The organism is Pseudomonas sp. 05N431, from assembly GCF_056397005.1.
The window spans coordinates 78,966-100,385 of the sequence record NZ_JBFTMN010000019.1 but is presented as its reverse complement, the minus strand read 5'-3'; the positions used below and the strand labels follow the sequence as shown (position 1 = coordinate 100,385).

General features: G+C 58.7%; 21 protein-coding genes. 13 read left to right on the top strand and 8 right to left on the bottom strand.

The window, feature by feature from the left end:
• Nucleotides 1-7 precede the first annotated feature (7 nt).
• A complete protein-coding gene (gene ettA / locus AC1DIG_RS25145; protein WP_477769467.1) occupies nucleotides 8-1,672 on the top strand; it encodes an energy-dependent translational throttle protein EttA in 1,665 nt (554 codons plus the stop codon).
• Nucleotides 1,673-1,902: 230 nt separating this feature from the next.
• Here ettA and AC1DIG_RS25140 read toward each other — a convergent pair whose 3' ends face one another.
• The 3 genes from AC1DIG_RS25140 to AC1DIG_RS25130 all read right to left on the bottom strand — a co-directional run bounded on the left by AC1DIG_RS25140 (nucleotide 1,903) and on the right by AC1DIG_RS25130 (nucleotide 4,932).
• Entirely contained in the window at nucleotides 1,903-2,394 is a 492-nt protein-coding gene (locus AC1DIG_RS25140) for a GreA/GreB family elongation factor (protein WP_477769466.1), read from the bottom strand.
• 110 nt (nucleotides 2,395-2,504) lie between these two features.
• Nucleotides 2,505-4,358 carry an Lnb N-terminal periplasmic domain-containing protein gene (locus AC1DIG_RS25135; RefSeq protein WP_477769465.1) on the bottom strand — a complete coding sequence of 618 codons (1,854 nt, stop codon included), beginning with the start codon at nucleotides 4,356-4,358 and terminating at the stop codon, nucleotides 2,505-2,507.
• 85 nt (nucleotides 4,359-4,443) lie between these two features.
• A complete protein-coding gene (locus AC1DIG_RS25130; protein WP_427547035.1) occupies nucleotides 4,444-4,932 on the bottom strand; it encodes a DUF3015 domain-containing protein in 489 nt (162 codons plus the stop codon).
• A gap of 278 nt (nucleotides 4,933-5,210) precedes the next feature.
• On the opposite strand from AC1DIG_RS25130, the gene AC1DIG_RS25125 reads away from it, so the two are divergent.
• Nucleotides 5,211-7,655: a Lon protease family protein gene (locus AC1DIG_RS25125; protein WP_477769464.1), complete on the top strand. Its 2,445-nt coding sequence runs from the start codon at nucleotides 5,211-5,213 to the stop codon at nucleotides 7,653-7,655.
• A 296-nt stretch (nucleotides 7,656-7,951) separates the two neighbouring features.
• Entirely contained in the window at nucleotides 7,952-8,293 is a 342-nt protein-coding gene (locus AC1DIG_RS25120; protein ID WP_477769463.1) for a PA4575 family protein, read from the top strand.
• Nucleotides 8,294-8,296: 3 nt separating this feature from the next.
• On the opposite strand, the gene AC1DIG_RS25115 is transcribed toward AC1DIG_RS25120, so the two are convergent.
• Nucleotides 8,297-10,126, bottom strand: a complete 1,830-nt coding sequence (locus tag AC1DIG_RS25115) for a hypothetical protein (protein WP_477769462.1) — start codon at nucleotides 10,124-10,126, stop codon at nucleotides 8,297-8,299.
• A gap of 161 nt (nucleotides 10,127-10,287) precedes the next feature.
• On the opposite strand from AC1DIG_RS25115, the gene AC1DIG_RS25110 reads away from it, so the two are divergent.
• The 3 genes from AC1DIG_RS25110 (at nucleotide 10,288) to AC1DIG_RS25100 (ending at nucleotide 12,028) form a co-directional block, all read left to right on the top strand.
• Nucleotides 10,288-10,776 carry a TIGR00645 family protein gene (locus tag AC1DIG_RS25110; protein ID WP_123423585.1) on the top strand — a complete coding sequence of 163 codons (489 nt, stop codon included), beginning with the start codon at nucleotides 10,288-10,290 and terminating at the stop codon, nucleotides 10,774-10,776.
• A 213-nt stretch (nucleotides 10,777-10,989) separates the two neighbouring features.
• The gene (locus AC1DIG_RS25105; RefSeq protein ID WP_427534030.1) at nucleotides 10,990-11,283 is read left to right on the top strand and encodes a DUF6482 family protein; all 294 of its coding nucleotides are present in this window, start codon (nucleotides 10,990-10,992) and stop codon (nucleotides 11,281-11,283) included.
• 127 nt (nucleotides 11,284-11,410) lie between these two features.
• Nucleotides 11,411-12,028 carry an FKBP-type peptidyl-prolyl cis-trans isomerase gene (locus AC1DIG_RS25100; RefSeq protein ID WP_054595509.1) on the top strand — a complete coding sequence of 206 codons (618 nt, stop codon included), beginning with the start codon at nucleotides 11,411-11,413 and terminating at the stop codon, nucleotides 12,026-12,028.
• A gap of 132 nt (nucleotides 12,029-12,160) precedes the next feature.
• Here the strand turns inward: AC1DIG_RS25100 and AC1DIG_RS25095 are convergent, their stop codons facing one another.
• The 3 genes from AC1DIG_RS25095 to AC1DIG_RS25085 form a co-directional block, all read right to left on the bottom strand.
• A complete protein-coding gene (locus AC1DIG_RS25095) occupies nucleotides 12,161-12,418 on the bottom strand; it encodes a PA4570 family protein (protein WP_054595510.1) in 258 nt (85 codons plus the stop codon).
• A gap of 205 nt (nucleotides 12,419-12,623) precedes the next feature.
• Nucleotides 12,624-12,965: a zinc ribbon domain-containing protein YjdM gene (locus AC1DIG_RS25090; protein ID WP_054595511.1), complete on the bottom strand. Its 342-nt coding sequence runs from the start codon at nucleotides 12,963-12,965 to the stop codon at nucleotides 12,624-12,626.
• 181 nt (nucleotides 12,966-13,146) lie between these two features.
• Nucleotides 13,147-14,115 (bottom strand): polyprenyl synthetase family protein, encoded by a 969-nt coding sequence (locus AC1DIG_RS25085; protein ID WP_019691615.1) that lies wholly within the window; start codon nucleotides 14,113-14,115, stop codon nucleotides 13,147-13,149.
• 240 nt (nucleotides 14,116-14,355) lie between these two features.
• Here AC1DIG_RS25085 and rplU point away from each other — a divergent pair, with 240 nt between their 5' ends.
• The 5 genes from rplU to AC1DIG_RS25060 all read left to right on the top strand — a co-directional run bounded on the left by rplU (nucleotide 14,356) and on the right by AC1DIG_RS25060 (nucleotide 18,100).
• Complete coding sequence (rplU, locus tag AC1DIG_RS25080; RefSeq protein WP_003176051.1) at nucleotides 14,356-14,670, top strand: 50S ribosomal protein L21; 315 nt, start codon at nucleotides 14,356-14,358, stop codon at nucleotides 14,668-14,670.
• Nucleotides 14,671-14,705: 35 nt separating this feature from the next.
• A complete protein-coding gene (gene rpmA, locus AC1DIG_RS25075; RefSeq protein WP_003176049.1) occupies nucleotides 14,706-14,963 on the top strand; it encodes a 50S ribosomal protein L27 in 258 nt (85 codons plus the stop codon).
• 195 nt (nucleotides 14,964-15,158) lie between these two features.
• Nucleotides 15,159-16,382: an Obg family GTPase CgtA gene (cgtA, locus tag AC1DIG_RS25070; protein WP_019691616.1), complete on the top strand. Its 1,224-nt coding sequence runs from the start codon at nucleotides 15,159-15,161 to the stop codon at nucleotides 16,380-16,382.
• A gap of 123 nt (nucleotides 16,383-16,505) precedes the next feature.
• The gene (proB, locus tag AC1DIG_RS25065) at nucleotides 16,506-17,624 is read left to right on the top strand and encodes a glutamate 5-kinase (RefSeq protein WP_054595513.1); all 1,119 of its coding nucleotides are present in this window, start codon (nucleotides 16,506-16,508) and stop codon (nucleotides 17,622-17,624) included.
• An 11-nt stretch (nucleotides 17,625-17,635) separates the two neighbouring features.
• Nucleotides 17,636-18,100, top strand: coding sequence for a CreA family protein (locus AC1DIG_RS25060; protein WP_427534673.1), 465 nt, complete (start codon nucleotides 17,636-17,638; stop codon nucleotides 18,098-18,100).
• A 182-nt stretch (nucleotides 18,101-18,282) separates the two neighbouring features.
• On the opposite strand, the gene rpsT is transcribed toward AC1DIG_RS25060, so the two are convergent.
• Complete coding sequence (gene rpsT / locus AC1DIG_RS25055) at nucleotides 18,283-18,561, bottom strand: 30S ribosomal protein S20 (protein ID WP_003185593.1); 279 nt, start codon at nucleotides 18,559-18,561, stop codon at nucleotides 18,283-18,285.
• 251 nt (nucleotides 18,562-18,812) lie between these two features.
• Here rpsT and murJ point away from each other — a divergent pair, with 251 nt between their 5' ends.
• Nucleotides 18,813-20,351: a murein biosynthesis integral membrane protein MurJ gene (murJ, locus tag AC1DIG_RS25050; RefSeq protein WP_477769461.1), complete on the top strand. Its 1,539-nt coding sequence runs from the start codon at nucleotides 18,813-18,815 to the stop codon at nucleotides 20,349-20,351.
• Between the two features lie 129 nt (nucleotides 20,352-20,480).
• A complete protein-coding gene (gene ribF / locus AC1DIG_RS25045) occupies nucleotides 20,481-21,419 on the top strand; it encodes a bifunctional riboflavin kinase/FAD synthetase (RefSeq protein ID WP_477769460.1) in 939 nt (312 codons plus the stop codon).
• The last annotated feature ends 1 nt before the right edge of the window (nucleotide 21,420 follow it).

Here is a 21,420-nt window from a genome sequence, read left to right as displayed (position 1 = left end):
GTTCTCCATGGCTCAATACGTCTTCACCATGCATCGGCTGGGCAAAGTTGTTCCGCCGAAGCGGGAAATCCTGAAAAACATTTCGCTGTCGTTCTTCCCGGGCGCCAAGATCGGCGTGCTCGGCCTCAACGGCTCGGGTAAATCCACACTGTTGAAAATCATGGCTGGCGTCGACACCGAGTTCGACGGCGAAGCCCGTCCGATGCCGGAGCTGAACATCGGCTACCTGCCGCAAGAACCGCTGCTGGATCCGACCAAGACCGTGCGTGACGTGGTCGAGGAAGCGGTCAGCGTGATCAAGGACGCGCAGGCGCGTCTGGATCAGGTCTACGCCGAATACGCCGACCCGGATGCCGACTTCGACAAACTGGCCGCCGAACAGGCCAAGCTCGAAGCCATCCTGCAGGCGGGCGACGGTCACAACCTCGATCGCCAACTGGAAGTCGCCGCCGATGCGCTGCGTCTGCCGGCCTGGGATGCCAAAATCGAACACCTGTCCGGTGGTGAAAAGCGCCGTGTGGCCCTGTGCCGCCTGCTGCTGTCCGCCCCGGACATGCTGCTGCTCGACGAACCGACCAACCACCTGGACGCCGACTCCGTGGCCTGGCTGGAGCATTTCCTCCACGACTTCCCGGGCACAGTGGTAGCGATCACGCACGACCGTTACTTCCTGGACAACGTCGCTGGCTGGATTCTGGAACTCGACCGCGGCGCCGGTATTCCTTACGAGGGCAACTATTCGGGTTGGCTGGAAGCCAAGTCCGACCGTCTGGCCGCCGAATCCAAGCAGCAGTCGGCCCATGAAAAGGCCATGAAGGAAGAACTGGAGTGGGTACGCAAAGGCGCCAAGGCTCGCCAGTCGAAATCCAAGGCGCGTCTGCAACGCTTCGAAGAAATGCAATCGCAGGAATTCCAGAAGCGCAGCGAAACCAACGAGATCTATATCCCGGCCGGTCCTCGCCTGGGCGACAAGGTCATCGAATTCAAGAACGTTACCAAGGGCTATGGCGATCGCGTGTTGATCGACAACCTGTCGTTCTCCATGCCTAAAGGCGCCATCGTTGGCGTGATCGGTGGTAACGGTGCGGGTAAATCCACGCTGTTCCGCATGCTGATGGGCAAGGAAACACCGGATTCGGGCACCATCGAAGTCGGTGAAACCGTGCAGTTGGCTTGTGTTGACCAGAGCCGCGAGGACCTGGACGGCAGCAAGACCGTGTTCCAGCAGATCTCCGACGGTTCCGACCAGATCCGCATCGGCAACTACGAGATCCCGTCGCGTACCTACGTGGGTCGCTTCAACTTCAAGGGCGGCGATCAGCAGAAGTTCGTCAAGGACCTGTCCGGTGGTGAGCGTGGTCGCTTGCACCTGGCCCTGACCCTGAAAGAGGGCGGCAACGTCCTGCTGCTCGACGAACCGTCCAACGACCTCGACGTTGAAACCCTGCGTTCCCTGGAAGAAGCCCTGCTGGACTTCCCGGGCGCCGCCATTGTGATCTCTCACGATCGGTGGTTCCTTGACCGCGTCGCGACTCACATCCTGGCGTACGAAGACGACTCGCAAGCGGTGTTCTTCGAAGGTAACTACACCGAGTACGAAGCCGACCGCAAAAAGCGTCTTGGCGATGCCGCTTCCCAGCCACACCGGGTGCGTCACAAGAAACTGGCCTGATCGGCTGGTTGCATGAAAAACGGAGCCTTGGGGCCAGTGCCAGTCAGGTAAGGTGTGGAACCTGTGGGAGCGGGCTTGCTCGCGAAGAGGGAGTGTCAGTCGACATTAATGTTGCCGGGCACACCGCCTTCGCGAGCAAGCCCGCTCCCACATGAACTGCGCTTAACTGACTGGAATTGGCCTTCGGGCTCCGTTTTTTTGTGCGTCATTCCCAGGCCAGGGGGCGCGGTTCAGCTCGGTTCGATGCGGATGATTTCGATCAACTGATCACCGGCCGGTCGTTGCCAGAGCACTTCGTCGTTCAGCTGTGCGCCGAGCAGCGCCCGTCCCAGCGGCGAGCTCCAGTTGATCAGGCCTTTGGCGGCATTGGCCTGATCTTCGCCAACCAGTTGCACGCGTCGTTCAGTGCCCCGTTCATCGGCGTAGGTCACCCAGCTGCCAATCTGAACCTTCTTGGTGGAAGTGGCCGGCGTCACCATTTGAGCGCTTTGCAGGCGTTGTTTGAAGTAACGCAGATCACGCTCGAGATCGGCCAGCCACTGTGGGTCAGCGTCCTCGCGGGCCGATTGTTCGCCGTGCAGGGTTTGCAACTCGGCGACTTTGGCCTGCAGCAGGGCCAGGCCTTCGGGCGTGACGTAGTTGGGCTGCGTGCTGACCTGGCGTTCTACCGGCTGGTCGGCTTGTGGGGTGGCGTTATCTTCATTGACGAAAGCGCGGCTCATGGCGGTTCTCCCTGAATGGGGTTTCAGGCCATCGTCGCAGGCTTCTGGTTTCGAAGGTTGTCCGAAAACGACCTGCTGCGAGCGAAAGGCCTGTGCGTGCCCTTGCAGATTCAATAGTGATACCACTTCACCTCAAGCATAACCTCGTTTTCGGGCGAGGCGATGTGGCTGAACTCACGCTGGGCGCTCAGGCGCAGGCCGAGGTTACGCGAGAGTTCCCACTGCTGGTTCAGACTCAGGCTGCGGCGTACTTCGCCGTTGGTGAAGTAATCGCCTTTGGTTTCCAGGCTCAGATTGCCCAGCGGATTCTTCCACAGTACACCGCTGTTGAAACCGGCGGCGGGCGCGATGAAACCGGCAAAGTCGCTGTTGTGCTCGATGCGCACGGTGCCAAGGACGAAGCCGAGTACGTTGTCGCCCAGTTGCCAGGTGCCGCCGGCGCCGCCGTTGACATGGCTGACCAGGGTTTCATCGTCATGCTTTCCCGGTACCCGTTCGAGGCCGCCGGTGACTTGCCAGGACCAGGGTTGCAGCAGCTCATTGCGTGGGGTCAGTGAGCGGATGGTCGCCAGGTCCAGTTGCTGCAATTGCCAGTGATTGCCTTCGTACTGGCGCAGTTTCATCTGGAGAATTTCAATCTGCGCACCGAGGGGAAAGCTTTCGGCATTGTCGTTGAGGTCGTGATAGGCCATGCGCAGGCCATATTCACCAAAGGCTTTGTCGCCACGGGTGCCGATACCGGCCTGCCAGGTGCGCGATTCGTGACCGTCTTCCGGCAGGCCGGGGCGTTCGATTGACAACTCCGGTGGCGGGTTCTGGTTGATCGCCCGCAGCAGCTCGAAGCTGCGTTGCGCGCGCTGTGGATCGCGTTCCTGGCCGTTCGCGCGGTAACGCTCAAGACGGTAGGCCGCGTCGATGATCAATGCCTGGCGATCGCGTGGCAGCGCCTTGAAGGTCGGTTCCTGCAAGCGTTTCTGGTCGGCGCTGAGCTTCAACACCCATTGCTGCTCATCGTCGGTGAGCGGTTTGGCACGGCCCAACAGCTCACGTTCGCGGGACGGACGGTAATCGATTTTTTCCACCAGGCCTGCGTCTTTCACGGCTTTGACGGTGTCGGTAGGAATCGCCGTCAGCGGGAATTGTTCGGTGAGCCTGAGGCTCGGTCGCGCCACTTGCAGCAACTCCAGCAAGCGGTAAGAGCAGTTTTCATCAAAGAAGAAATAATCGAACTGAATCTGTTTGAGCTCCCAGACATGCTCGACCATGCGCTCGGTTTCTGCCTGCGTCAGGTTCAACCGGTATTCCCACAGATCGCGGTTTTCCAGGCTGCGGTATTCCGAGAGTTTTTCCTGATAGGGCACCAGTGCGAACAGCCCCGGATAGCCGCCCATCAGGCCTTTCCAGGCATACAGAATGCTGTTGTCCGAACCTTCGATATAGGCGCCGAAATTGATCGCGTAACTAAGCAGGGCAGTGTGGTCGGTTTGCACGTCAGCCTGATCGATGCGCAACAAGGTGTGACCGAACATCGATGACGGGCTGTTCAGATAGGCTGCCGGAAAAATCATCACTGCGCTGTGGGGCGATACGTCCTTGAACCATTGTTTGAACTCGCTGCAATCCACCGTCGGCAAATCGTTCAGGTTCAGCTGGGCTTTCAACCAGCGGGTACGCGCCGGGTAAACACATTGCGCGTGTTGCTGGCCTTTGCTGGCGGGAGCGTAGAGCGCTTGTACCGTGGCCGCCAGCTCTGCGTCGGGATGTTCGGCGCCGTTAGCCGCAAGGAAGAATTTCTTGTCGCTGACATAGCTGCGCCAGCCGCCGAGTTTTGCGCTTTCGTAGTGGCCCAGGGAAATCCAGAACCGGTCGTTGGCCAGTTGCTGCAAGCGTTGGTTGTCGATTCGGGGCGCGGCGGACAGCGGGGCGCAGACAAACAGCGCCAGGCAGGCAAGGCGTTTGAGCATGGTGGGCTACTTAATTCAAAAAAAAGACCCAAAGGTCGGGTCCAAAAACAAAACCCGCCCGGGTGAGGGGCGGGTGAGGTCGAGCTTAAGCCGGGGTGGCATATTTGGCCAGACGAGCATCGCCTTTGAGCACGGCCAGGGTATTGGTGTGCACGTCTTCAGCGGTCACGTCAGCCTTGCTGAAAATCTGCTGGAAGTGCTCGTGGGTGACGGTAGCGAAATACGCACGGTCTTGCGGTGCGACGCCCAGTACCACGGCATAGGTGGTCAGCGCTTCGCCTTGACCCTTGGCCATGTCTTCGGACAGTTCGTTCATCATGCCGTTCATGGCAATCCAGGACTTGCCGCCGTAGGTCAGCGCGGAGTTGGTTGCGCAACCGTTGGTGCCGGATGTCATGCCGAAAGTGGCGTTGCCAGAGGTGCCGTTGGTGGTGGATGCCAGGAAGTGCGCCGGGGTGCCACGCTGACCTTCGAACAGCATGTTGCCCCAACCGCAATCCGGGCCGCCTGGCGCCTGGGCCATGGCGTTGAGGGATGCAACGGTGAAGAGAGTACCAAGAAGAATCCGTTTCATAGCTGTGTTCTCTTTTGTTTGCGTACCAATGGACAGGGGTTCTGGCGTCGCTCCGACGCCGTTGGGCTGGTGATTAGTCCAGCCGCGCAGTTTGGAGTCTAGGCACGATCCGGGGGTTCCGTGATTTTTCGCCAAACATTCCCGGTCATCATTGATTTAGCCCCGACCCGTCCGGGGTTTGGCGCTTGACTATGCTTTTACCCAAGGCGCGCCTTGCCAGTCAGGCATGGGCAGCGCCAGAATGCCTTCAATTGCCCCGCCTGATGTAAGGAAGCCCGATGCCTGATCCTGTTGCTGCCAGCTTGCGTCTAGCGCCTGAAGCGCTGACCCGTCCGTTTTCCGCTGAACAGTTCAGCTTCTCTACCACCAATGAGCTGGAGCCTTTTCGCGGCGTGCTCGGCCAGGAACGTGCGGTTGAAGCCTTGCAGTTCGGTGTGGCCATGCCACGCCCCGGTTACAACGTGTTTGTCATGGGTGAGCCCGGTACCGGCCGGTTCTCTTTCGTCAAACGCTACCTGAAAGCCGAAGGCAAACGCCTGCAGACCCCGGCGGACTGGGTCTACGTCAACAATTTCGATGAGCCGCGCGAACCTCGCGCACTGGAGTTGCCGTCGGGGTCGGCCGGTGCGTTCATCGCCGACATCAACGGCCTGATCGACAACCTGCTGGCGACATTTCCAGCGGTCTTCGAACACCCGTCCTACCAGCAAAAGAAAAGTGCCATCGACCGCGCCTTCAATCAGCGCTACGACCGTGCACTGGACGTGATCGAGCGCCTGGCGCTGGAGAAAGAAGTCGCGCTGTACCGTGACAGCACCAACATTGCCTTCACCCCGATGAGCGAAGGCAAGGCGCTGGACGAGGCGGAGTTCGCCCAGTTGCCGGAAGCCGTTCGCGAGCGCTTCCACGACGACATTTCCGGACTGGAAGAGCGGCTGAACGAAGAATTGGCCAGCTTGCCGCAGTGGAAGCGCGAGTCGAGCAATCAGTTGCGCCAGCTCAACGAAGAAACCATCACCCTGGCCTTGCAGCCATTGCTTTCACCGTTGTCGGAAAAGTACGCAGAAAACGCTGCGGTGTGCGGTTACCTGCAAGCGATGCAGGTGTATCTGCTCAAGACGGTGGTCGAGCAACTGGTCGACGACAGCAAGACCGACGCGGTCGCCCGTAAATTGCTCGAAGAGCAATATGGCCCGAGCCTGGTGGTCGGTCATCCGCACAGTGGCGGTGCCCCCGTGGTGTTCGAACCGCACCCGACTTACGACAACCTGTTCGGCCGAATCGAGTACAGCACTGATCAGGGGGCGCTCTACACCACCTATCGGCAGTTGCGTCCGGGCGCGCTGCACCGGGCCAACGGCGGCTTCCTGATTCTGGAAGCCGAAAAAATGCTCAGCGAACCCTTTGTCTGGGATGCGCTGAAGCGGGCCTTGCAGTCACGCAAGCTGAAAATGGAATCGCCGCTGGGCGAGCTGGGCCGACTGGCCACGGTGACCCTGACACCGCAGCATATTCCGCTGCAGGTCAAAGTCGTCATCATCGGCGCACGCCAGCTGTATTACACGCTGCAAGACCTCGATCCGGATTTCCAGGAGATGTTCCGGGTACTGGTGGACTTCGATGAAGACATCCCGATGGTCGATGAGAGCCTCGAGCAGTTCGCTCAGTTGCTCAAGACCCGGACCTCTGAAGAAGGCATGGCCCCACTGACCGCCGATGCGGTGGCACGTCTGGCGACCTACAGTGCGCGGCTGGCCGAGCACCAGGGCCGTTTGTCGGCGCGCATTGGCGATCTGTTCCAGTTGGTCAGCGAGGCGGACTTCATTCGCGATCTGGCCGGTGACGAGATGACCGACGCCGGGCACATCGAACGTGCGCTCAAGGCCAAGGCCACCCGTACTGGGCGTGTGTCGGCGCGGATTCTCGACGACATGCTGGCAGGGATCATCCTGATCGACACTGCGGGTGCGGCGGTCGGCAAGTGCAACGGGCTGACGGTGCTGGAGGTCGGCGACTCGGCCTTCGGCATACCGGCGCGAATCTCTGCCACGGTTTACCCCGGTGGCAGTGGCATCGTCGACATCGAGCGTGAGGTCAACCTCGGGCAGCCGATCCACTCCAAGGGCGTGATGATCCTCACCGGGTATCTGGGCAGCCGTTACGCTCAGGAATTCCCGTTGGCGATCTCGGCCAGTATCGCGCTGGAACAATCCTACGGTTACGTCGATGGCGACAGTGCCTCGCTGGGCGAGGCCTGCACGTTGATTTCGGCATTGTCGAAAACCCCGCTCAAGCAGTGCTTCGCGATTACCGGTTCGATCAACCAGTTCGGTGAAGTGCAGGCGGTGGGTGGGGTCAACGAGAAGATCGAAGGCTTCTTCCGTCTGTGCGAGGCGCGCGGCTTGACCGGAGAGCAGGGCGCGATCATTCCGCAGGCCAACGTCGCCACGTTGATGCTTGATGAGCGGGTGCTGGCGGCCGTGCGTGCCGGGCAGTTCCATGTCTATGCGGTGCGTCAGGCCGATGAGGCACTGAGCCTGCTGGTGGGCGAGGCGGCCGGCGAGCCGGACGAAGAGGGTCAGTTCCCTGAGGGCAGCGTCAACGCGCGCGTGGTGGAGCGCTTGCGGGTGATCGCGGAATTGATCAGCGAAGATGACTTGAAAGAGGCCGAGAAGGAGCATGCTCAGGCGCAGGAAGCACTGGCTGCGGCCAAGCCTGCCTGATTTTCCTGCGTAGGAGCTGCCGCAGGCTGCGATCTTTTGATCTTGATGTTCAAACGTCAAAAGATCGCAGGCTTCGCCAGCTCCTACGGGGCATGTGTATGCAATAAATGGTGGTCATTTTTGTTCGGTGGATGACGTCAAAAAACCAACAACGACCATTCGGCGCCTTCTAAGCTCCGTCAACTTGCTGACTCGACTTTTCTTCTATGCTCAGGACAAGGACATCGACAGTCATCACTGGATCGAGACAGCCTTCCCGTGGAGGCTGAATACCCGATTTACCGAGGGTCGCCGCCATGCCGCGCAACCTCTGCCTCACCCGCCAATGCCTGGGTCTGGTTACCCGTATCGAATGCAGTATTCGCCCGCTTGCGGGGGACACCGGTATGTGGACCTTGTTGTTTGCCGCCGGAATGGCCGGCGAACAACCTTCCGCCATCAAGGCCCAGGGCCCGTTTCATGGTCCTTTCGTGGCCGAATCGATACTCGATACCATCGTTGAAAGCCTGACTCTGCACGGCTATCAGCTGGCTGATGACCCGCAAATCTGGTGTTTGCACTTGCAAGCCCAACTGCGGGAAATCAATGGTGGACGGTGCCGAAGTTCGGGTGGTTTTCAGTTCACCCCCGAGCATTAGTGACTATTCGACAGGGTTGGGGTTTTCGGCCTTGTCGAGTTTGACCTCGAACCCATATTCGACGGTATTGAGGTTGGTGCGCTGGTAGGTTTCCAGGCTGGTCGGCTGGCCGTAGAAATAATGCACCTCAACCACCGCCGGGCCATCTGCGCTGGCGTCGTGGCTGACCGCAAGAATCTCCTTCAGGTAATTACCGCTCGCGTCCTTGGCGAAGAAACGCCAGTCCTGGGCGGGGAATGCTTTCTGGTCAACCACCAAGGCGTTGCCCTTGAGCTCCAGACCTTTGGGCAGCTTCTGGGTGTCGAGGCTGCTTTTTTCAATATTGGCCAGAAACAACGGCATCGAGCCGACGGCATACGCCGGCGTCTCGGGGAACAAGGTCAGGTCGTACGTGATGGTGGCGCGCAGCGGGTCGATTTCGAAGGCCTCGGCTGGCAATTCGATGGGCTCGCCACGTTTGCCCTTATCGTTCTGGGTGAAGAAGGTCACGGGGGTGTCGCCAGGGCTGAATGAGGAGCCGAGCAGTTCGTCGTTGAAGGTTTTCGGGTGATCGAATTCGATACGTGCCGCACTGGCGTCCTCGACGGACTGATTGACATGGATGTTCTTTTTCAGCTGTTCCTCATCCAGTGTGGCGCCTTTGAGCCAGGTTGCAGCCTGATCGTCGTACACGACCACGGGAAGGTTCAGGCTCTGGATGGTTTTATCCGTGGTATTGCGGTCGAAGCGGCGTACCGGCAGCTCCAGGTCCTTGCGGGTCACGGTGACGGCCGAGAAGTCGAGGACATTGACTTCGAGGTTTTCGATGGGGCCGTTGAAGTACACCTTGGTGTAGTGATGAGTCTGCTGGTGCTCGAATGCCTGTTGTTCGTCTTCGAGCTGTTTTTCGAACGCATCGCTCCAGGCGGTCTGCTTCTGCATCTCGGCCAGTTGTTTTTGATAGAAACCGATTTGTACGGCGTCTTCGTTGATCGAGCCCGAGCGTGAGAGAAGCTGCCCGGTCGTGTCCCTGGCCTGGACAATCAGCGGATTGAGCGGGGTTTCGCTGACGTCTGGCGCCAGTGCAGCGCTGTTGTTGACTTCAACCTCGGCGTAGTTCTTTTCGAGGGCCTTCAGGGTGACGCTGATGTTGTCGTCCGTGCGGGTCTGGCCCACGTCCTTTTTCGTCAGGTCGAAGGTGAATACCTTACGCGGTGAAATGACCTCGACTTTGCCTTTCAGGGTTGTCGGTTGCGGCTGGCTTTTGTTGTCAAGGTCCGTGCCCTCGACAAAAGGGTAGGCCACGGTCAGGTCATCCGGATTGGTCAGGCTCGCGCTTGAAGGGCTCAACTGAATGCCAGGATCGGTTTCCGACCATTCGGGCTGGAAAGGGATGACTTTCTTGTTGCTTAGCGTGACCGACTGCCATTCCAGCCCATGCGGGAAGGGGAACTCGGAAGGCATGTTGAAATTGAAGGGGAACACCGGCTGCAAGTCGGTCAGGTACTCGGAGCTGGAGTCCTTGCGCAGTACGAACAGGCCGTTGATGTAAGTGTCGACCAGCGCCTGTGGGGTAGGGTAGTGCTTGAGCAGGGCCATAGCGTCTTCGCCGTATTCGGTGGCGATCGGCTTGATGGCAAGCTTTTGCTGTGCGCGCTCGAGCAGTAGCAACGAGCCGCCGAGATTGGCCACGGCATCCTTGAGCTTGGGATCCTGAATCGCGTCCAGCGACTTCTCGAACTGTGCGGTCTTCTCCTCGAGGCTCTGCGGGCGCTTCTCATCGCTGGGTGAGCAGCCGCCGATCAGTACCGCGAGGCAAAGGCCGACAGTCGTTAAAGGCAATCGCAAATCCATTTTCCGGTTTTCCTCTACAACGCAAATAAACGATGCGAATGCTTTGGACACTAGCAGAAAAACGCTCTGGCAGACTCGCAGGTTGTGGATTTGTCTGCGGTTTATGGGGTTTTGAGCCACTGATATACTCGCCGCCGTTTAAAACCCTTGTGTGAGATTCAATGGAACGTTTTGTCGAAAATGCAATGTACGCCTCGCGCTGGCTGCTGGCGCCGATCTACTTCGGTTTGTCCCTGGGCCTGCTGGCCCTGGCGCTGAAATTCTTTCAGGAAGTCTTCCACGTTATCCCCAACGTGTTCTCGATGGCCGAGTCCGATCTGATTCTGGTGCTGTTGTCGCTGATCGACATGGCGCTGGTGGGCGGCTTGCTGGTGATGGTGATGATTTCCGGCTACGAAAACTTCGTGTCCGAACTCGACATCGATGACGGCAAGGAGAAGCTCAACTGGTTGGGCACGATGGACTCTTCTTCCCTGAAGATGAAAGTCGCGGCCTCGATCGTGGCGATTTCCTCGATCCATCTGTTGCGCATCTTCATGGACGCCAGGAACGTCGATCCCGAGCACCTGAAGTGGTACGTGATCATTCACATGACCTTCGTGATCTCGGCGTTTGCCATGGGTTACCTGGACAAGCTGACCAAGCACTGATCCGCCACAGCCCTTGTGGGAGCGTGGCTTGCCCGCGATGGGAACGACTCGGTCCTTGCGCAGTTCTCGATACCGCTATCGCGAGCAAGCTTTACTCCTACAAGTAGCAGAGGCGTGTGAAACGGACGGGCGGCGGCGTTTGCGGCTTGTGCTTTTGTGCGCCGAGGCATATCCCTGTAAGTGTCTTGGTTCGCCATTGCGCGGGGTGTGCCCATGAACCTGGAAGAGCTGAACGCCTATGCCCTCGCCGGGAAGGTCGATGAGCTGAACCTGATCTCGATGGAAGGCGGGATCTATCTGTTGGAAGCACGGATACATGGCGCCGCTCATCCAATCGACGACACCCATGGGCAAACACTGCATCTGCGTTCGGTGGAACATGCTCGTGAAGTCCTTCATGCCTTTCCCAAGCTGACATTCAACCTGATTCACACCTCGGTGCACGACGAGATGTGCGGTCTGGGTACCAGCGGGGAAGAGAGCCTGAAGGTACCCATCTCCCAATAGCGCTGACAGCCCTGATCACCGCAATGGCATCTGTGCTAGTCTGCTCGCCCTTTTGGTTCCGGGCGCTCCGGGATGCGCTGTGCACGCACGGCAATGTCCCGAGCCGTCCGCACAGCGGAGCAGTGTCATGTCCGAAGTAAATCTGTCCACCGACGAAACCCGCGTCAGCTACGGCATCGGCCGTCAGTTGGGCGACCAACTGCGCGACAACCCGCCACCGGGCGTTAGCCTGGACGCGATCCTGGCCGGTCTGACCGACGCATTCGCCGGTAAGGAAAGCCGTGTTGGCCAGGAAGCAATGTCTGCCAGCTTCAAGGTCATCCGCGAAATCATGCAAGCCGAAGCGGCTGCCAAGGCTGAAGCGGCCGCTGGCGAAGGCCTGGCATTTCTGGCTGAAAACGCCAAGCGTGACGGCATCACCACTCTGGCTTCCGGCCTGCAGTTCGAAGTACTGACTCAAGGTGAAGGCGCCAAGCCAACCCGTGAAGATCAAGTGCGCACCCACTACCACGGCACGCTGATCGACGGCACTGTGTTCGACAGCTCCTACGATCGTGGCCAGCCTGCAGAATTCCCGGTTGGCGGCGTGATCGCTGGCTGGACCGAAGCTCTGCAACTGATGAACGCCGGTAGCAAATGGCGCCTGTACGTGCCGAGCGAACTGGCTTACGGCGCACAAGGCGTTGGCAGCATTCCGCCGCACAGCGTTCTGGTGTTCGACGTCGAGCTGCTCGACGTTCTGTAATACCTGGCCCGATATTGGGTCGAACTAATGTGGGAGCGAGCTTTCTCGCGATTGAATTACCTCGGTTTCACAGGCAAACCGGGTTGGCCGCATCGCGAGCAAGCTCGCTCCCACAGTTTTTTACCGCGCTTCTCATATTTCGAACTTGGTGTTCGAATCATTCATCGGGCGCAATGCCCGGGCGTAGCAGAATAGAAACAGGTTGCGCACCAGTTCCTTGAGCACCACCGGCTCGCTGGAACTCAGGCCATTGAGGTCGAGGTCGCCCTGGTCTTGCAGCTCACTCAAAGCTTCTTCTTCCAGTACCGCACACACTTCCCCGGTTTCCCGATGCAGGATCCTGAGGTACGGGTGTGGGCGATCCAGCCATGCATCGATCAAGTAAGTCATGATGCTCATCTCCTTTTTAATGGTTTGATGAGAATAATTCCTATTCAATTAATAGCAAGTACCTATTGGCGGTTTCTGCTGTTTTCTGTGGGGGAATTGCTGAAGGTCAAAACGGCTGGCGTTTTGCTATTGGGCGGGATTGTTGGGGGATCAGGCGAGGGTGAGGCTCCATCCCACGCGGGGCGCAGGATGGAATACAGCAGGTTCAGACTTTTCTGACGAACTCGGATTTGAGCTTCATCGGGCCGATACCGTCGATCTTGCAGTCGATGTCGTGGTCGCCATCGCACAGGCGGATGTTCTTGACCTTGGTGCCGACCTTGACCACCAGCGATGTGCCCTTGACCTTGAGGTCCTTGATCACGGTGATGGTGTCGCCATCTTGCAGGACGTTGCCGACCGAATCCTTTTTCACGGTTTCATCGGACGCAGCGTCGGCTTCACCGTTAGCGGACCACTCATGGGCGCACTCCGGGCAGATCAGCTGGGCGCCGTCTTCATAGGTGTATTCGGAATTGCATTTCGGGCAGGGTGGCAACGTGCTCACTAAAGCTCCTTGGATTCAGGATGGCTAAAAAGCGCACATTATATAGGGTTTTAGGCGGGAGAGGGGTAGCGGTGACGACCTGTGGGAGCGAGCTTGCTCGCGATGACGGCTTAACATTCAACATAAGTGTCAATTGTCAGTCCGCTATCGCGAGCAAGCTCGCTCCCACATGGGGTACGTGTTAGTGCGTGCGGGCTACCGCAAATTCGCTCAGTTCGACCAATGCATCCCGGTATTCGCTGGCAGGCAGCATTTCGAGGCATTTGATCGCACGGGCCACGTAATCGCGGGCCAGCTGTGCGGTGTAATCCAGCGAGCCCGAAGCTTCCACGGCAGCGCGGATGCTTTCCAGGTCTTCGATGCCACCTTTCTGAATCGCCTTGCGTACCAGTGCCGCTTGCTCTGGCGTGCCTTCGCGCATGGTGTAGATCAGTGGCAGGGTCGGCTTGCCTTCGGCCAGATCGTCACCGACGTTCTTGCCCAGGGTTTCTGCGTCGCCTTTGTAATCCAGCAGGTCGTCGACCAGCTGGAAAGCCACGCCGAGGTGGTCGCCAAAGGTGCGCAAGGCTTCGCTCTGTTCTGGCGTAGCGCCAGCCAGGGCCGCGGCACTGTGGGTCGAAGCCTCGAAAAGCATCGCGGTTTTACCGCGGATGACTTCCATGTAGGTTTCTTCGGTGGTGCTGGCGTCGCGCACCTTGGACAACTGCAGGACTTCGCCTTCAGCGATGATCCGGGTGGCTTGCGAGAGAATCTTCATTACCGGCATCGAGCCCAGTTCGACCATCATCTCGAACGAGCGCGAGTACAGGAAATCACCCACCAGCACACTCGGGGCGTTGCCCCACATGGCGTTGGCGGTCGAGCGGCCACGGCGCATGCCGGACATGTCGACCACGTCGTCATGCAGCAGGGTGGCGGTGTGCAGGAATTCGATGGTGGCGGCCAGCAGGCGCATGTCGTCGCCTTCGCGCCCCAGAGCCTTGCCACACAGCAACACTAATAAAGGACGCAGGCGTTTACCGCCGGCCGAGGTAATGTAATCGCCGATTTTCGATACCAGCGGCACTCGGGAAGTCAGCTGCTTCTTGATGATGCCGTCGACGGCGTTAAAATCGTCCGCCACCGCGCGGTAGAAAGCTTGGGGTTGCATCAGCGACAGTCGCTCCAGAAGGGTTGCGCGGCATGCTAGGACCCACGTCAGCGGGTGTCAAGGCGCGATGGACGGCCACTTGCAACGCGCTCGTGCCTTGCGTACAATCGCGCACCCTGAACTTCCTGGGCAGCACCTGCCTTACGCAATTGCATTTGGGTCGTTCCATCCCATGCAGCCATGCCAGCCAATACCTCTTCTTATAAAGAGCTGGGTGAGCAGGATTATCGGAGAAATACCATGTCGTACGCAGTAATCGTTACTGGTGGCAAGCAATACAAGGTCGCCCCAGGTGAATACCTGAAGATCGAGAAACTGGAAATCGCTACCGGCGAATCCGTAACTTTTGATCGCGTTCTGTTGGTCGCCAATGGCGATGACGTGAATATCGGCGCTCCAGTTGTTGCTGGCGCTACCGTTGTGGCTGAAGTGATCTCCCAAGGTCGTCACGATAAAGTCCGCATCATCAAGTTCCGTCGTCGTAAGCACCACATGAAGCGTATGGGCCACCGCCAGTGGTACACCGAGATCAAAATCACCGGTATTCAGGCTTAATTTCAGCCTAATTCCTCACTAGGAGAATTGAACTCATGGCACACAAAAAAGCTGGTGGTAGTACCCGTAACGGTCGCGACTCAGAAGCCAAACGCCTTGGCGTGAAGATGTATGGCGGCCAGAAAATCATTCCGGGCAACATCATCGTGCGTCAGCGCGGCACCCAATTCCACGCCGGTTACGGTGTTGGCATGGGTAAAGATCACACCCTCTTCGCGAAAATCGAAGGCGTGATCAAGTTTGAAGTAAAAGGCGCGTTCAACCGCCGTTACGTGAGCGTTGTCGCGGCTTAATTGCGCGATCGCTGGAAAAGCCCTGTCTTGCGACGGGGCTTTTTCGTTTGTGGGGTGAGTCTCTTGCAAAACTGTTTGTATGGGCTGCCGGCGCTGGATTGTGCGGTCGTTGATTGAGGTCGCTGCGCTCATTTTTGCAAGAGTCTTATGTCTTAGTGTTTTTCGGCTCGTCCGTATGGCGAGAGGCGTTTTGTTATGAAGTTTGTTGATGAAGTATCGATTCGAGTAAAGGCTGGCGACGGCGGCAATGGCTGCATGAGTTTCCGTCGGGAAAAATTCATCGAAAACGGCGGTCCTAACGGCGGTGACGGTGGTGATGGCGGCTCGGTCTACATGATCGCCGACGAAAACCTCAACACCCTGGTCGACTACCGTTACACCCGGCACTTCGATGCTGAGCGTGGCGCTAACGGCGGCAGCACTGACTGCACTGGTAAAAAAGGTGAAGAGCTGGTCCTGCGGGTTCCGGTCGGTACCACGGTCATTGACTCTGCTACGCAAGAGGTCATTGGCGACCTGACCAAGGCTGGTCAGCGTCTGCTGGTGGCTCATGGCGGCTGGCACGGTCTGGGTAACACCCGTTTCAAATCCAGTACCAACCGCGCACCGCGCCAGACTACGCCAGGCAAGCCGGGCGAGCAGCGTGACCTCAAGCTGGAAATGAAGGTGTTGGCCGACGTGGGCTTGCTGGGCTTGCCGAACGCCGGTAAAAGTACCTTTATCCGTTCGGTCTCGGCGGCCAAGCCGAAAGTTGCCGATTATCCGTTTACCACGCTGGTGCCAAACCTCGGCGTGGTCAGCGTCGATCGCTGGAAGAGCTTCGTCATTGCCGACATTCCGGGTCTGATTGAGGGTGCTTCCGACGGCGCGGGCCTGGGGATTCGCTTCCTCAAGCACTTGTCGCGTACCCGTCTGTTGCTGCATCTCGTCGACATGGCGCCGCTGGATGACACCAGTGCTCCGGACGCTGCTGAAGTCATTGTCAGCGAGCTGACCAAGTTCAGCCCTTCGCTGGCTGAGCGTGATCGCTGGCTGGTGCTGAACAAGTGCGACCAGATCCTTGAAGAAGAGCACGAAGAGCGGGTCAAGGAGATCGTTGATCGCCTGGAGTGGACCGGTCCGGTCTACGTGATTTCGGCCATTGCCAAAGAAGGCACCGAGCGCCTGACGCGCGACATCATGCGTTACCTGGAAGATCGTGCCGATCGTCTGGCTAACGACCCGGTCTACAAGGAAGAGTTGGCTGATCTCGATCAGCGCATCGAAGACGAAGCCCGTGCCCAGTTGCAGGCGCTGGATGACCAGCGTGCCCTGCGCCGCAGTGGCGTGAAGTCGGTCCATGACATCGGTGACGATGACTGGGACGAAGAAGATGTGGATGATGAAGACGGTCCGGAAATCATTTACGTGCGCGACTGATTCGTTGCAGTAAACTTAAGCGCCGCTCTATCGAGCGGCGTTTTGGTATCTGGAAATCGGTAGTCACGAATAACGTTACGGGCAGCGCTGGGTCGTGCTGTCCTCAAGCTAAGGTTGAAGATGATGCGGAGCAAGGTGACAGGTGCGCAGCGTTGGGTCGTGAAGATCGGCAGCGCTTTGCTGACGGCTGACGGCAAGGGTCTGGATCGCGCAGCAATGAGCGTCTGGGTTGAGCAGATGGTCGCGCTGCATGAGGCGGGTGTCGAGCTGGTGCTGGTGTCCTCGGGGGCGGTAGCGGCAGGCATGAGTCGCCTTGGTTGGACCGCACGACCCAGTGCGATGCACGAGTTGCAGGCGGCTGCCGCCATCGGTCAGATGGGCTTGGTGCAGGCCTGGGAGTCGAGCTTTGCCGAGCATGGCCGGCACACGGCGCAGATTCTCCTGACTCACGATGACCTGTCTGACCGCAAGCGTTACCTCAACGCCCGCAGCACCTTGCGTGCGCTGGTCGATCTCAAGGTCATTCCGGTGATCAACGAGAACGATACGGTGGTCACCGACGAAATCCGTTTCGGCGACAACGACACGCTGGCAGCGCTGGTGGCCAACCTGGTCGAGGCTGACCTGTTGGTGATCCTCACTGATCGTGACGGCATGTTCGACGCCGATCCGCGCAATAACCCTGACGCCAAGCTGATTTACGAAGCGCGCGCCGATGATCCGGCGCTGGACGCGGTTGCGGGTGGCACTGGTGGTGCGTTGGGTCGTGGCGGTATGCAGACCAAATTGCGTGCGGCGCGTCTGGCGGCGCGTTCGGGGGCTCACACGATCATCGTGGGTGGGCGTCTTGAGCGTGTGCTGGATCGTCTGAAGGCGGGCGAGCGCATCGGCACCTTGCTGTCGCCTGAGCGCGGCCTGTTGGCGGCGCGCAAGCAATGGCTGGCTGGGCACTTGCAGACTCGCGGCACGTTGGTGCTGGATGAAGGGGCGGTCACGGCGTTGTCTCGGGGTAATAAGAGTTTGCTGCCAGTTGGCGTCAAGCTGGTTCAGGGCAGCTTCCGTCGCGGTGAAATGGTGGTGTGCGTGGCGCCGGACGGTCGTGAGATTGCCCGTGGCCTGGCCAACTACAGTGCGCTTGAGGCGCAAAAAATCATCGGTCAATCGTCTGAGGCGATTGTCGGTTTGCTGGGTTACATGGCGGAGCCGGAACTGGTTCACCGCGATAACCTGATTCTGGTTTAAGGAAAACGCGAATGCGCATGGCAAAAGGATTGTTGGGGTTGCTGTTGGCGATGCCGCTGTTGGCATCGGCGGAAGAAATCGGTCAGGTGTCGACCGTGTTCAAATTCGTCGGGCCGAATGATCGTATCGTCGTCGAGGCCTTTGATGATCCGAAGGTCGATGGCGTGACCTGCTACCTGTCGCGAGCCAAAACGGGTGGCGTGAAAGGTGGTCTGGGGCTGGCTGAGGATCGGGCGGAAGCGTCCATCGCTTGCCGTCAGGTCGGGCCGATCAGCTTCAAGGGTGAGCTCAAGGATGGCGAAGAGGTGTTCAAGGAGCGCACATCGCTGGTGTTCAAGACAATGCAGGTGGTGCGTTTCCTCGACAAGAAGCGCAACACCCTGGTGTACCTGGTCTACAGCGATCGCCTGATCGAGGGTAGTCCGCAGAATGCGGTGACCGCGATTCCGATTTTGCCGTGGACGCACGCCCAATAATCTGACGCAGTACCCTGTGGGAGCGAGCTTGCTCGCGATGAGGTCGTATCATTCAACATCATTGTTGACTGCCATGCCGCCATCGCGAGCAAGCTCGCTCCCACATTTTTTTGCGTTGCATTCGCCAAATCGCAGGCAATAAAAAACCGACCCTGGGGTCGGTTTTTTAATGAGCGTGTCGCTTAGGCAGCAGCGGCAACGTTCAGAGCCTTGACGTGGCCATTCAGGCGGCTCTTATGACGAGCAGCTTTGTTCTTGTGGATGATGCCTTTATCGGCCATACGGTCGATAACTGGCACGGCCAGAACGTAAGCGGCTTGCGCTTTTTCAGCGTCTTTTGCGTCGATGGCTTTAACTACATTCTTGATGTAGGTACGAACCATGGAACGCAGGCTGGCGTTGTGGCTGCGACGCTTCTCAGCCTGTTTTGCACGTTTTTTGGCGGAAGGTGTGTTGGCCACCGTCGAGCTCCTCGAAAGACTTTTTAGGAAATAGCAAACAAAATAGGCCGCGAATCATGCCGATGAGTTGAAGTCTTGTCAAGGGCGGGTGATGCGTTCCGCTGAGTGGTCGATCTAAAGAGGCGGGATATTTATTTCCGGCGCTTGACCTGTAAACTCGCGAGCTTTGGCTCTGTGCTGTTGCGGCGCGGAGTATCGCATAAGTGGGCGGTTTGTTCGCCTGCTGTTTATCGACAGGCAAAAACTCTTCAATGAACCTGCTTAAATCGTTGGCCGCCGTCAGCTCTATCACGATGCTTTCCCGGGTTCTGGGGTTCGTCCGTGACACGCTCGTCGCACGCATATTTGGCGCCGGGATGGCCACAGACGCCTTCTTTATCGCCTTCAAACTGCCCAATCTGTTGCGGCGAATCTTCGCCGAAGGGGCGTTTTCCCAGGCCTTTGTGCCGATCCTGGCGGAATACAAAAGTCAGCAGGGCGAGGAGGCGACACGAACCTTCATCGCTTACGTGTCGGGCTTGCTCACGCTGGTACTGGCGCTGGTCACGATTCTGGGGATGGTCGCGGCGCCCTGGGTCATCTGGGCAACGGCCCCGGGGTTTACCAATACGCCGGAAAAATTCCAGCTGACCTCCAGCCTGCTGCGAGTGACCTTTCCTTATATATTGCTGATCTCGCTGTCCTCGCTGGCCGGGGCGATCCTCAATACCTGGAACCGTTTTTCGGTGCCGGCCTTCGTGCCGACGCTGCTCAACGTCAGCATGATCGTCTTCGCATTGTTCCTGACACCGTACTTCGATCCGCCGGTAATGGCCCTGGGCTGGGCGGTGCTGGTCGGTGGCCTGGCGCAATTGCTCTATCAACTGCCACACCTGAAGAAAATCGGCATGTTGGTGTTGCCGCGCCTTAATCTGCGCGACACCGGTGTCTGGCGCGTGATGAAGCAGATGCTGCCGGCGATCCTCGGGGTCTCGGTCAGCCAGATTTCGCTGATCATCAACACCATTTTTGCCTCGTTTCTGGTGGCGGGTTCGGTGTCCTGGATGTATTACGCCGACCGCCTGATGGAATTGCCATCCGGTGTTCTCGGTGTGGCATTGGGCACGATTTTGCTGCCGACGCTGGCCAAAACCTACGCCAGCAAGGATCGCCACGAATACTCGCGCATTCTCGATTGGGGCCTGCGCCTGTGCTTCGTGCTGGTGCTGCCGTGCTCGCTGGCGTTGGGGATTCTGGCGGAGCCGCTGACCGTTTCGCTGTTCCAGTACGGTCAATTCAGCGCATTCGATGCCTCGATGACCCAGCGTGCCCTGATTGCCTACTCGGTCGGTTTGCTCGGGATTATCGTGATTAAAGTGCTGGCGCCGGGTTTTTATGCGCAACAAAACATTCGCACTCCGGTAAAAATCGCGATTTTCACGCTGGTCGTCACTCAGCTCTTCAACCTGGCCTTGATCGGCCCTTTGAAACACGCAGGTTTGGCCCTGGCCATCAGCGCCGGCGCGTGCCTCAACGCGGGTCTGTTGTTCTATCAATTGCGCAAGCAGGAGATGTATCAGCCGCAGCCAGGCTGGGGCATGTTCGGGCTCAAGCTGGTGATCGCGGTGACGGTGATGTCCGCAGTCTTGCTGGGGGCGATGCATTTCATGCCGGCCTGGGACGAAGGGCACATGCCGATGCGCTTCCTGCGTCTGGGGGCATTGGTCGGTGCTGGTGTGGTGGTCTATTTCGGTATGTTGGCGTTGATGGGCTTCCGTCTGCGGGACTTCAATCGCAAGGCGTTGAACTGAAGACGCGGCATCAATAATCACGGGTCGGGCGCCAGTTTTGTCGGTTCGATCACTTTGGGTTACGGTGTTGCCTGTTGTCGGCCGCCGGGTGTGGTTATAATCGACCACTTTATGAGCAAGAAGCGCGTTATGCAGCTGGTTCGAGGCCTCCACAATTTGCGCCCCCAGCATCGGGGCTGTGTCGCCACTATTGGCAACTTTGACGGTGTTCACCGTGGCCACCAGGCTATCCTGGCCCGGCTGCGTGAGCGTGCGCTCGAGTTGGGTGTACCCAGCTGCGTGGTGATTTTCGAGCCGCAGCCGCGTGAGTTTTTCGCCCCGGACACGGCTCCGGCCCGTCTGGCGCGCTTGCGCGACAAGTTGCAACTGCTGGCCGCCGAAGGGGTCGACCGGGTCCTGTGCCTGGCCTTCAATCATCGTTTGAGCAAGCTCAGCGCTGCCGAGTTCGTCGACACCATTCTGGTCGATGGTCTGGGTGTGCAGCATCTGGAGGTCGGTGACGACTTCCGTTTCGGCTGCGATCGGGTAGGGGATTTCGATTTCCTGCTACAGGCCGGGGCCGTTCAGGGGTTCACCGTCGAAGCGGCGCAGACCGTTGAGCTGGACGGGTTGCGTGTCAGCAGCACCCAGGTGCGTAATGCCTTGGCCGCTGCCGATTTTGCCTTGGCCGAGCGCTTGCTCGGTCGTCCGTTCCGGATTACCGGACGGGTCCTGCACGGTCAGAAGCTGGCGCGCCAACTGGGCACGCCAACGGCCAACGTGCAACTCAAGCGTCGTCGTGTACCGTTGACCGGGGTTTACCTGGTGAGCGTCGAAGTCGACGGCAAGACCTGGCCAGGCGTCGCCAATATTGGCGTTCGGCCAACGGTTGAAGGTGATGGCAAAGCCCACCTTGAAGTCCATATTCTAGATTTTGCCGGCGATCTGTATGACCGGCGTTTGACGGTGGTTTTCCACCACAAGCTGCGCGAAGAGCAGCGTTTCGCCTCTCTGGAGGCGCTTAAGACGGCGATCAATGCGGATGTCGCCGCCGCCCGTGCCCTAGCCGCACCTAGCGCCAATCGCTAAT